Source organism: Pseudarthrobacter sp. L19 (genome assembly GCF_050859435.1).
Classification (GTDB): Bacteria; Actinomycetota; Actinomycetes; order Actinomycetales; family Micrococcaceae; genus Arthrobacter.
In genome coordinates, this window is sequence record NZ_CP193935.1 from 3,255,661 (window position 1) to 3,267,207 (window position 11,547).

Here is an 11,547-nt window from a genome sequence, read left to right on the forward strand (position 1 = left end):
ACGTCAGCGAGGTGCCGGTCCCGCCGTGAGGCGGCGCCGGCACCTTCGTCGTTTAATCAGCCGTAGCGGACCCTACGACGGTTCGTGGTTCTGGCCCTCGCGGGCCAGGGCGGTCAGGCGGGAGACCGCCCGGAAGTACTTCTTCAAGTAGCCGCCGGTCATCATCTCTTCGGTGAAGAGCCGGTCGAAAGGGACGCCGCTGGCGAGGATCGGCACATCCTTGTCGTACAGCCGGTCGGCGAGCACCACGAAGCGCAGCGCGACGGCCTGCTCGGTGATGGTCTCCACGTTGCGCCACACCACGGCGTCGATCCCGTCGATCAGCTGCCGGTAGCGGCTGGGGTGCACACCGGCCAGGTGGTTGATCAGCGTGCTGAATTCGTCCTTGGCCACGGTCTTGCCGTCGAACTCCCGCTGCATGTGGTGGGTTAGTTCGTCGTTGCGCAACGGCGACGGAGCCTTGGGCAGGCCGCGGTGGCGGAAGTCCTCGCCGTCGATCCGGACGACGTCGAACTGGTCCGCCAGCACCTGGATCTCGCGCTGGAAGTCGACGGCGGCGAAGCGGCCGTCGCCCAGGGAACCGGGCAGGGTGTTGGAGGTCGCCGCGAGCTTGACCCCGGCGTCGGCGAGCTCGCGCATCAGCCGGGACATCAGCACCGTGTCCCCCGGATCATCGAGCTCGAACTCGTCGATGCAGACCAGCTTGTAGCTGCTCAGGGCCTCCACGGTCTTCCGGAAGGACAGCGCACCCACCAGGTTGGTGTACTCCACGAAGGTGCCGAACGCCTTGGGCCCGGGTGCCGCGTGCCAGAGCGAGGCCAGCAGGTGGGTCTTGCCGACGCCGAACCCGCCGTCGAGGTAGATGCCCGCGCGGGACGTCTCCTTTTTGCCGAAGAGCCGCTTGAACAGGCCATCGCCGCTTCCGGCGCCGACGCCGGCCGCGAAGGTTTCCAGCGCCCGGACCGCGTGGGCCTGGCTGGGCTGGGCCGGATCGGGGCGGTAGCTGGCGAAAGAGACCTCACCAAAGCGCGGCGATGGATAAAAACCCTTGAGGAGTTCATCCACGGAAACCGCCGGGGTTCTGGCGGCGAGCTGTTCGATCTGTACCAAGGTGGTCCGTTCTGCTGGTCTCGTGTCCCCAGAAAGACTACCGGCAAAGCCGCAGTGGCTACCGGCGGCGGCCGCGGCCGTGACGAAGACCATATTTCCCCCTGAGAACCCCGAAGGAACAATCCCGCGCGCCCGTGGTTAGTGTTGTCATAGGCCCGGGGCCGCGACACGCGTCCGCCCGGCACCCCCGACTCCCAGTGAAAGGCGCTCTTGATGCCCTACCCCGTTGAGCAGAACGAGAAATTTGCCGGCTACGCCCACCCCGAGAGGCTGGTCTCCACCGACTGGCTCGCCGCCGCACTGGAGGACGGGGCCGTCGGGAACGGCCAGCTGGTGGTGGTCGAATCCGACGAGGACGTGCTGCTTTACGAGACCGGCCACATCCCGGGCGCCGTCAAGATCGACTGGCACACGGACCTGAACGATGAGGTCACCCGCGACTACGTCGACGGGGAAGCGTTCGCCGCCCTGGCCTCCGCGAAGGGCATCTCCCGTGACAGCACCGTGGTCATCTACGGCGACAAGTCCAACTGGTGGGCCGCCTACGCGCTCTGGGTCTTCACCCTGTTCGGCCACGAGGACGTCCGGCTGCTCAACGGCGGCCGCGACAAGTGGATCGCCGAGGGCCGGCCGCTCACCACGGACAAGACCGCCGTCGCACCGGCCGAGTACCCCGTGGTCGAGCGCAACGACGCCCCGATCCGCGCCTTCAAGGACGACGTGCTGTCCCACCTGGGCAAGCCCCTGATCGACGTCCGCTCCCCCGAGGAATACACCGGCCAGCGAACCCACATGCCGGCCTACCCCGAAGAGGGCGCCCTCCGCGGCGGCCACATCCCCACCGCCGCCTCCATTCCCTGGGCCCGCGCGGCCGCCGAGGACGGCACCTACCGCGACCGCTCCGAGCTCGATGCTCTGTACCTGGGCGAGGCGGGGCTGACCCCGGGCGACGACGTCGTGGCCTACTGCCGGATCGGCGAGCGTTCCAGCCACACCTGGTTCGCCCTGAAGTACCTGCTGGGCTTCGAGAACGTCCGCAACTACGACGGCTCTTGGACCGAGTGGGGCAACGCCGTCCGCGTCCCCATCGCCAGGGGCACCGAGCGCGGCACCGTCCCCGCGGGAAAGTAAGCTGGAATCGTGACTTCCACTGCCCTGCCCACCGCCCTTGCGGAGATCGTTGACGACTTCCAGGCCCTCGAGGAATCCGAGCGCCTGCAGCTGCTGCTGGAGTTCTCCCGCGAACTTCCCGACCCGCCGGCCCGGCTCCAGGACCACCCGGAGTTGATGGAACAGGTGGTCGAGTGCCAGTCGCCGCTGTTCCTCACGATCGAGACCGAGCCCGCCGCGGATCAGTCCGGGGCCGAAAGCGTCCGGCTGTTCTTCAAGGCCCCGCCGGAGGCGCCGACCACGCGCGGGTTCGCCGGTGTCCTGCACGAGGGACTGGACGGGCTGAGCCCCGCGGAGATCCTGGCGGTGCCGGACGACATGCCAGAGCTGCTGGGCCTGACCCGCGCCATCACGCCGCTGAGGATGCGCGGCATGACCGCGATGCTAGGCCGGATCAAGCGCAAGGTCGCCGAACTGCCGCAGCAGGGCTAGACGGCACCATGGCACGCAAGACTGCCTCCCAGGGAACCCCGGCCACCGCGGCACTCGCGGCGGCCGCGGTTTCCTTCACCGCGCACCCCTACACCCACGATCCGGCGGCGGCCAGTTACGGCATGGAGGCCGCCGAGGTGCTGGGCATCGACCAGGCCCGGGTGTTCAAGACCCTGATGGTCGACGTCGACGGCCGGCTTGCCGTCGGCGTGGTGCCGGTGAGCGGCAACCTGGACCTCAAGGCCATCGCGGCGGCCCTCGGCGGGAAGAAGGCCGCCATGGCCGACCCGGCGACGGCGGAACGCCGCACCGGGTACGTCCTCGGCGGCATCTCCCCGCTGGGCCAGCGGCAGGCCTCCCCCACCGTGGTCGACGAGAGCGCCCTGGCCCTCGAAACCATCCTGGTTTCCGGCGGACGGCGCGGACTGGACCTGGAGCTCAGCCCGCAGGACCTGATCCGGCTCACCGGCGCCCGAACGGCCCGGATCGGCACCGGCCGCTAACGGCCGGACGTTCTGCCTAATCCACCGGGGTGGCCCGCGGGGCCAACTGCTGTCCCAGCCAGGCCGTCACCAGCGCTTCCCAGCGTTCCGGGTCCACGTTCCACTCCTTCGTGTGCCGCGCGGTGGCGAACGATTCGAAGGTGACCATCTCCGGGTTCTTCTCCGCCAGCACCGCGGAGGGGCCGTAGGGAACGTACTCGTCGTCTACCGAGTGAATGATGAGCGTGGGCGTCCGCAGCTCCACCGCGCGGGACACCCAGTCCATCGCCTTGAGGTCCACCGGCGCGGCCAAACCGGTGAGGCGCCGCCCCAGCGGATGGCTCATCATCAGCTGCCCGTAGCGTCCGATGCCCGAGGGGATCCGGTTCAGCTGGGCGTGGTGGGCCAGCACGTCCACCCAGTTGATCACCGGAGCGTCCAGCACCATGGCGCGGATCAGGTGGTGGTAGCGGGAGAGGTCCGCTGTCTGCAGGCTGATGGCGCCGCCCATGGACCAGCCAAAAAGCACCACCTCGCGGGCGCCGTGCTCCAGGGCGTAGCCGATGGCCGCCTCGACGTCGCGCCATTCGGTCCAGCCCAGCCCGTAACGCCCGTCCGGGGCGGAGGGCGCCTGGCCGTCGTTGCGGTAGGTGATCAGCAGGCTGGTGAGACCCAGGTCGCGGGCCACGCGGACGGCCCGGAGGCCCTCCTGCCGTGAGGCGCCGCGGCCGTGGACCATGATCGCCCATACGTCCGACGACGGCGCCGCGGCACCGGGAGCGGCGGGTGTTTCACCCGCGGCGGGCGCGAAGGATGCGTCTGGTGCCACTCCGGCAGCAGAGGATGCGGCGGGAACGCCGGCCGGGGCGTCGATGGCCGGGGCGGGGCGGACGAGCCACGCCGGCGCCGTGCCGCCGTCGACCTCGATCTCGACGTCCTCAGCGGGCAGGCCCAGCGCCGCGGGATGCGGATGCACTGCGCCGCTCCAGTAGGCGCGCCGGACCTGGCTAAGGTCGCCGCCGTAGACGGCCTCCACCTCGCGCAGCACGGTCTGTTCCGCCGGTGAGTAGGAGACGATCCGGCCGATCCGGGCGTGGCCGAGGCCGCCGTCGAAGAACAGTCCATAGACGCCGTCCACCACGGCGTCGGGGGTGGCCTTGAGGATCACCTGCGGCTTCCCGCCGCCGTCGCGGATCACGGCCAGGACCTCCTGGTCCTCCTCCCGTACCCGGACGGGGGTTACCACGCGGCGGGCGAAGTACAGCGCCAGCGCCGACGATCCGGCGGCCAGAAGTCCGGCAGCGGCCCCGCCGCCGGCAATCCCGGCCGCCGCCCACTTCGCGTTGCGGGTCAGGGACGCGGCCGGCGCGGGGGCAACCGCCACGGGCAGGACGCGGCGGCTGGCGCCTCGGCGGAACACGCCGCCGGAGGAACGCTGCATGGCGCGCGACGCCGGAGACGGACTCTGCCCGGCGAGGGCGGCTGACATCGGTGCCGGCACCGGACGCCGGGAGGGACGCGGAAGGGAGACCATGCCATCATTCTCACCCACCCGGCACGCCAGTCCGGCATCGGGCGCGGGACCCGCCCGGATGCTGACCGCGGGGACTAGGCTGGGGGCATGAGCGACCCGATTGTCATCCTGACAGAAGAGCCCCTGAACGCGGACGACCGCGTCAACATCGAGACCCTGGTCGCCGACGGCGACATGCCCCTGGTGGTCCTGGTCCCAGCCAACACCGAACGGCACCTGCTGGTGGACTTCCTGGAGAACCTCTCCATGTTGGAGTTCGCGAAGGCATTCCGCGAGCTCTCCGGCAAGCAGCCGGATCCGGAGCACGAGCGCACGGCCGCCGCGGAGACCCTCGCGGCCTCGCTGACCGCCCTGGGCGGCATCGGCGGCGGCGTGACGGGAGAGGTGGTCGAGGGCAAGCCGGTGGATGCCCTGGTTGCCAAGGCACGGGAACTCAACGCCGGCCAGGCCGTTGTCATCACCCGCCCGCACGCGGTGGCTGACACCTTCCACACCGACTGGGCCAACGAGGCGCAGGACAAGCTGGGCCTGCCGGTGCTGCACCTGTACGCCGGCTCGGGATTTATCGGGGACTCCTAAGCGTTATGGATGCCATGAGTATCTTTGGCAACAAACCCAAGAATTCACCCGTCCCTTCCCCCGTCACCGAACCGGAGTCTGCCGGCACCGGCGTGCAGCCGGTGGTCAAGTCCGAGGATGAGTGGCGCCAGGAACTGAGCCCGGCCGAGTACCAGGTGCTCCGTCAGTCCGGCACCGAACGGCCCTACACCGGCGAGTACTGGGACACCCACACCCAGGGCGTCTACAAATGCCGCGCCTGCGGCACCGAGCTGTTCACCAGCGCCGAGAAGTTCGACTCGCACTGCGGCTGGCCCTCCTTCTGGGCACCGCTCGCGGAAGGAAATGTCCGCTACATCAAAGACCGCACCCTGGGCATGGAGCGGATCGAGGTCCGGTGCGCCGCCTGCGATTCGCACCTCGGCCACGTCTTCGAGGGCGAGGGCTACGGCACCCCCACGGACCAGCGGTACTGCATCAACTCCGTGTCCCTGACTCTGGTCCCGGCCGAGGACTAGCCAAGGGCGCGGACAGCTTGAGCTGGAAGACTGGGGCAGCCACGGTTGCCCCAGTCTTTCTTATGCTCGCGCTAATTTTGCGTTAGGGATGCTGCTTGCTTGCTACGCTCGCCGTAGATTCCCGAGCAACCAGAAAGGCCGCCGACGTGACCGCTACCGCCCTCACCGTTTCCGCCCCGATCACCGCCGAGTCCCCGGACTGGCAGCGCCTGAAGTCCGCCGCCACCGCCCTGCAGGCCCTGCAGATCAAGGACGGCTCGGTTCCCGAGGCCGCGGACCACGCCGCCGCAGCGGACCACGTCGCCACCATCACCGGAGCCATCGCCGCCCTGGCCCCGGCCTTCCCGCACGACGCCGCCTACCTGGACCTGCTCGTCACGGACTTCCGCCGCTGGGCCGACGGCGGGTTCGGCGTCCCGGACTTCCTGGACTCGCTGCAGGCCTTCCAGCCGCAGCAGCACCGGGTCAACGGCCTCCAGCACCTGGTGGTCTTCCCGATGTACACCCAGAACGGCAGCACCAACCGGCTGGTCGAAGCCGTCCTGATCGAGGTCATCTGGCCCGAATTCATCGACGGCCTCGAGGCGGGCGAGTACTCCAACAAGCTCTTCGTGCCGATCCGCTTCCTCGACTTCACCCCCGGCTACGACACCAACTCCGCGGTGCTCTTCCCGGAGACCGTCGCCGTCCGCGAGACCCCCACCTTCACCTGGGGCGCCATCTTCGCCGACCGTGAGGCCGCCCGCTTCCGCCGGGTGCTGCGTGCCGCCGCGGACATCACCTCCCTGGAGCTGCCGGCCGATGCCGCGGCCCTGCTGGAGGACCAGGAGCTGACCCAGGAAACCTTCGTGATGTGGGACCTGATCCACGACCGCACCCACATGCGTGGCGACCTGCCCTTCGACCCGTTCATGATCAAGCAGCGCATGCCCTTCTTCCTGTACTCCCTGGAGGAACTCCGCTGCGATCTGACCGCCTTCCGCGAATCCGTGAAGATCGAAAAGGACGAGGACGCCGATCCGGAGGCCCGCCGGCACGCCAAGCTGGTGCAGTACGCCGTCATCTTCGACCGCATCTTCCGCTTCGCCATCACCGGCAGCCGGGTCCGCAACTACGACGGCCTGGGCGGCCAGCTGCTCTTCGCCTGGATGCACCAGCACCATGTCCTGCACTGGACCGACAGCAAGCTCAGCATCGACTGGGACGAGGCCGCCGACGTCGTCGTCGAACTCGGCGCCCGGATCGAGGAACTCTACTGGCGCTCCATCGACCGGCCCAAGACCGCCCACTGGCTGGCCGCGTACGAGCTCATCTCCTCGACCGTCACGCCCAACCCGGCCTCGGTCTGGGCGAAGGGCCCGGAGGCACTCCCCTGGACGGCCCGCCGCGCGGCCTGACCGACCAGGTCCTCGATGACGAGTTCCCGCTCTCGATGTTCTACGAGGCGCTGGAGAAGAAGATGCGCACCGTCATCGAGTCCACCGCGGGCATCACCGGCACCTCCGAAACCGCCGCATGAGCGCTGACGTGCTGAACGTCCTGGTCGCGGGCGGCAGCGGCGCCTCCGGCATCGCCGTCGCCCGCGCCCTCCGCGGCGCCGGGTACACGGTCTTCACCGTGGGCTCGGACACCGCCCGGATCGCGGCCGCCGCGGCCGCCGCTGGCGACGGCGTGGTTCCGCTGACCTGTGACCTGGCCGACCCGGCCGCCGTCGCCGCCCTGCGTGCCGACCTCGCCGGGCGGGGCATCCGGCTCGACGGCGTCATCCACCTGGTGGGCGGCTGGCGCGGCGCCAAGGGCATCGCGGACCAGCCCGATGAGGACTGGGACTTCCTGGAACGGAACGCCGTGACCACGCTCCGCAACGTCAGCCGCGCCTTCTACGCCGACCTCGCCGCCTCCGGCACCGGCCGGCTCGCCATGGTCTCCTCCACCACCGCGGCCGCCCCGACCGCAGGCGCGGCCAGCTACGCCGCGGCCAAGGCCGCCGCCGAGGCCTGGACCCTGGCCGTGGCCGACGGCTTCCGGCGGGACCAGTCCGGCCATAAGGAACACCCGGTGGAGCAGCACAGCGCCGCCGCGGTCTTCGTGGTCAAGGCGCTGGTCGACGACGCCATGCGCGCCGCGGCACCGGAGCGTAAATTCCCGGGCTACACCGACGTCGCCGATCTGGCCGCCGCCGTCGTCCGGCTCTTCGACACCCCCGCCGGGGAACTCAACGGCCGGCGCCTGCCGCTTAGCCGCTGAACCGGCACCTGCCTACACTGAAAGCGTGAACGAAACGATGACCAGCGCGGTCCACACCCCCGAACAAGCACCCTCGATCGCCCGACTGCACGACCCCGCGGTCCGCGGCTTCGCCTCCGACAACTATTCCGGCGTGCACCCCGAGGTGCTGGCCGCCCTGGCCGCCGCCAACGAGGGCCACCAGGTCTCCTACGGCGAGGACGACTACACCGCCCGACTCCAGCAGCTGATGGAGGAGCACTTCGGCACCGGCATTGAGTGCTTCCCGGTCTTCAACGGCACCGGCGCGAACGTGCTCTCCCTGCAGTCGCTGCTGCCCCGCTGGGGTGCGGTCATCTGCGCTTCCACCGCCCACATCAACATGGATGAGAACGGCGCCCCGGAGCGGATCGGCGGCATCAAGCTGCTGCAGGTCCCGACGCCGGACGGCAAGCTGACCCCCGCGCTGATCGACCAGGAGGCCTGGGGCTGGGGCGACGAGCACCGCGCCCAGCCGCTGGCCGTCTCCATCACCCAGACCACCGAGCTGGGCACCTGCTACACCCCGGAGGAAGTCCGGGCCATCGCCGAGCACGTGCACGCCAAGGGCATGAAGCTGCACATGGACGGCGCCCGGCTGGCCAACGCCGCCGCCCACCTGGGCGTGCCGCTGCGCGCCTTCACCCGCGACGCCGGCGTCGACATCCTCTCCTTCGGCGGCACCAAGAACGGCCTGCTGTTCGGCGAAGTGGTGGTGGCCCTCAACCCCGAGGCCGCCCACGGCCTGATCTACCTGCGCAAGATGAACATGCAGCTGGCCTCGAAGATGCGGTTCATGTCCGCGCAGTTCATCGCCCTGCTGGAGGGCGACCTGTGGCTGCGCTCCGCCTCGCACGCCAACGCCATGGCGGCCCGGCTGCGCGCCGGCGTCGAGTCCGTCCCCGGTGTCGAGCTGAGCCAGAAGACCGAGTCCAACGGCGTCTTCGCCATCCTGCCTCCCGGCGTGGCGGACCGACTGCGCACCTCGTTCCGGTTCTACGACTGGGACGAAGCGCGGCGCGAGGTGCGCTGGATGTGCTCCTTCGACACGACCGAGGACGACGTCGATGCGTTTGTCGCCGCCATCCGGCACGAACTCTCGGACCACTAGGCGTCCCTCCGCTCCGGCCCGGCGGCGAGCCTGCCCGGCCGGGGCGGACCCCGTGCTTACCCTGTCCCTGTGACTGCACTCGACCAGGCGCCGGCGGATTTCCTCTTCGCCCTGGGCACCCTCCGCGAAGCCCGCTGCCGCAGCGAATTGCGCCTCGACGAGATCCCCGCCCCTGCCCGGCTGGCCCCTTCTCCGTCGCCCTCGGCGCCGAAGTGGTGGGACCCGGCGACGGGGCACCGGGCGCGGTCCACGGCCCCGCTGCCGCGGCGCTGGCACCGGCCGCCGGGAGCGACGACGTCGAACTCGCCACAGGGCGCTTCATCCTCCTGCACGACCCGGACGGTTCCGAGGTCTGGGCCGGCGAATTCCGGATCGTCACCTACATCCGTGCCCAGCTCGAACCCGATATGGGCAACGACGAGATGCTTGGCTCCGTGGCGTGGACCTGGCTGGTCGAGGCGCTGGAAAACCACCGGGCCCCGTACCGCTCCGCCGGCGGGACCGCCACCCGCGTTCTCTCGGAAAGCTTCGGCACACTGGCGGACCGTCCCGGCACCATCGACATCGAGCTGCGGGCCTCATGGACCCCGGAGGGACGGGACATCGGCGCCCACCTGGAGGCCTGGGCCGACATGGTCTGCACCTTCGCCGGGCTGCCGCCGCTCCCCGAGGGCGTGGCCGCGCTCCCGCGCCGACGCCCCCGGACCGCCTGAGCCCCCTCCCGACGTCCCCTGCGGCCCCGTTTACACCCCTCGCCGGACCCTGCCGCGGGGTCCCGTCAAGCGGCTTTCGGCCTGCTCAGCGGGGTTATCGGTAAACTGGAGTCACCATGACCGCTCAGATACCGGACTCCAGCCCCGCAGACACGGCTGACGCACCAGCCGCCGCCCCCACCGCCGCCGCCACAGCGGCCGGCACGCCGGAGCCCGGAGGAGCCGAGCACATCACGGTCGAGGGCTTCGACAGCCTGGTCCCCGCGGTCATCGACCTGGACGCCCCGCGTGACGGCGTCCCCCTCGTGATCGAAACGCAGGCCGGCCTGGAACGCTGCGCAGCGGCCCTCGCGGCGGGCCACGGCCCCGCCGGCGTCGACGCCGAACGCGCCTCCGGCTTCCGCTACGGCCAGCGGGCCTTCCTGGTCCAGATCCGCCGCGAGGGTGCCGGAACCTGGCTGATCGACCCGGAACCGTTCCGCGACCTGACGATCATCAACGACGCGCTCCGCGGCGTGGAATGGATCCTGCACGCGGCGAGCCAGGACCTCCCCTGCCTCTCCGAGCTGGGCATGTGGCCGGACAAACTCTTCGACACCGAACTCGCCGCCCGGCTGGCCGGACTGCCCCGGGTGGGCCTCGCCGCCGTGATCGAACAACTCCTGGGCTTCGGCCTGGCGAAGGAACACTCCGCCGCAGACTGGTCCACCCGGCCGCTGCCCGAACCCTGGCTGCGCTACGCCGCCCTCGACGTCGAGGTCCTCACCGAACTCCGCGAAGAACTGATCGAACTGCTGACCGCGGACGGCAAACTGGAGTACGCCGAACAGGAATTCGCCGCGATCCTCGAGGCCGGACAGGCGCCGCCGCGGGTGGACCCGTGGCGCAAGACCTCCGGCCTGCACCAGATACGCGACCGCCGGCAGCTCGCCGCGGTCCGCGAACTCTGGCTCGAACGCGACTCCCTGGCCCAGAAGCGCGACGTCGCCCCCGGCCGGCTGATCCCCGATTCCTCCCTGGTGGCCGCGGCGAAGGCGATGCCCACCACGGTCCCGCAGCTGCTGGGCACCAAGGGCTTCCACGGCCGCGCCGCCCAGCGCGAGGCCCCGCGCTGGCTCCGCTGCATCAGCACCGCCCGCAACCTCGAGGACCTTCCTCCGCTGCACCTGCCCACCAACGCTCCCCCGCCGCCGCGCGTCTGGGCCGACCGTGACCCCGAGGCCGCGGCGCGCTTGGCCACCGCACGGCCCCGGCTGCAGGCCCTGGCCGAGGAACTGAACCTGCCGGTGGAGAACCTGCTCACCCCCGACTTCCTGCGCCGAGTGGCCTGGCGCCCGCCGGCCGAGGTCAGCGAGGAGGGCATCGCCGAGGAGCTGCAGAACCTCGGCGCCCGCCAGTGGCAGATCGAGCTCACCGCCGGGCTGATCGCAGACTCGTTCCTCAACCCGCAGCCGCTGCCACCCAAGGAACCGAAGCCGGTCACGCCGCCCGCTGTCTGACGGACGGGCGCCTGAGGGCAGCCGCCTGAGGGCAGGCGGCCGGACTGCGCACCCTCCGGGACGTCACACGTCGGACCGAAGACACTCCGACATCATTGAACAGGCTCCTTGCTTGTGATGTTACTCACGAGTAACATTGCTAGCGATGCCGCCAG

10 protein-coding genes and 2 pseudogenes are annotated in these 11,547 nt (G+C 70.3%); 10 read left to right on the plus strand and 2 right to left on the minus strand.

The genetic code is table 11. From position 1 onward, the window contains the following. Nucleotides 1-72: 72 nt before the first annotated feature. Complete coding sequence (zapE, locus tag ACRQ5B_RS15625) at nucleotides 73-1,110, minus strand: cell division protein ZapE (RefSeq protein WP_432395425.1); 1,038 nt, start codon at nucleotides 1,108-1,110, stop codon at nucleotides 73-75. A gap of 213 nt (nucleotides 1,111-1,323) precedes the next feature. Between zapE and ACRQ5B_RS15630 the strand changes: the two genes are divergently transcribed. From ACRQ5B_RS15630 to ybaK, 3 genes are read left to right on the plus strand one after another with little or no spacing between them, the layout of a single operon-like run. Further along, nucleotides 1,324-2,241 carry a sulfurtransferase gene (locus ACRQ5B_RS15630; protein ID WP_432395428.1) on the plus strand — a complete coding sequence of 306 codons (918 nt, stop codon included), beginning with the start codon at nucleotides 1,324-1,326 and terminating at the stop codon, nucleotides 2,239-2,241. Nucleotides 2,242-2,250: 9 nt separating this feature from the next. Further along, entirely contained in the window at nucleotides 2,251-2,712 is a 462-nt protein-coding gene (locus ACRQ5B_RS15635; RefSeq protein WP_412882769.1) for a SufE family protein, read from the plus strand. A gap of 8 nt (nucleotides 2,713-2,720) precedes the next feature. Further along, nucleotides 2,721-3,215 (plus strand): Cys-tRNA(Pro) deacylase, encoded by a 495-nt coding sequence (gene ybaK, locus ACRQ5B_RS15640; protein WP_432395432.1) that lies wholly within the window; start codon nucleotides 2,721-2,723, stop codon nucleotides 3,213-3,215. 16 nt (nucleotides 3,216-3,231) lie between these two features. On the opposite strand, the gene ACRQ5B_RS15645 is transcribed toward ybaK, so the two are convergent. Continuing rightward, entirely contained in the window at nucleotides 3,232-4,728 is a 1,497-nt protein-coding gene (locus ACRQ5B_RS15645) for an alpha/beta hydrolase family protein (protein ID WP_432395435.1), read from the minus strand. Nucleotides 4,729-4,815: 87 nt separating this feature from the next. Here ACRQ5B_RS15645 and ACRQ5B_RS15650 point away from each other — a divergent pair, with 87 nt between their 5' ends. From ACRQ5B_RS15650 to ACRQ5B_RS15680, 7 genes and pseudogenes are all read left to right on the plus strand, one after another. Continuing rightward, a complete protein-coding gene (locus ACRQ5B_RS15650; RefSeq protein WP_290258084.1) occupies nucleotides 4,816-5,307 on the plus strand; it encodes a hypothetical protein in 492 nt (163 codons plus the stop codon). Between the two features lie 14 nt (nucleotides 5,308-5,321). Next, nucleotides 5,322-5,804: a peptide-methionine (R)-S-oxide reductase MsrB gene (gene msrB, locus ACRQ5B_RS15655; protein ID WP_432395439.1), complete on the plus strand. Its 483-nt coding sequence runs from the start codon at nucleotides 5,322-5,324 to the stop codon at nucleotides 5,802-5,804. A gap of 146 nt (nucleotides 5,805-5,950) precedes the next feature. Next, nucleotides 5,951-7,323: pseudogene (locus ACRQ5B_RS15660) on the plus strand (DUF6421 family protein). Then, entirely contained in the window at nucleotides 7,320-8,051 is a 732-nt protein-coding gene (locus ACRQ5B_RS15665) for an SDR family NAD(P)-dependent oxidoreductase (RefSeq protein WP_432395442.1), read from the plus strand. Before ACRQ5B_RS15660 ends, ACRQ5B_RS15665 begins: the two are co-directional and overlap by 4 nt. A gap of 37 nt (nucleotides 8,052-8,088) precedes the next feature. After that, nucleotides 8,089-9,180, plus strand: coding sequence for a threonine aldolase family protein (locus ACRQ5B_RS15670; RefSeq protein ID WP_412883254.1), 1,092 nt, complete (start codon nucleotides 8,089-8,091; stop codon nucleotides 9,178-9,180). 69 nt (nucleotides 9,181-9,249) lie between these two features. Beyond that, nucleotides 9,250-9,893 (plus strand): annotated as a pseudogene (locus ACRQ5B_RS15675) (DUF3000 domain-containing protein). Between the two features lie 116 nt (nucleotides 9,894-10,009). Next, complete coding sequence (locus ACRQ5B_RS15680) at nucleotides 10,010-11,392, plus strand: HRDC domain-containing protein (RefSeq protein ID WP_432395445.1); 1,383 nt, start codon at nucleotides 10,010-10,012, stop codon at nucleotides 11,390-11,392. Nucleotides 11,393-11,547: the final 155 nt, after the last annotated feature.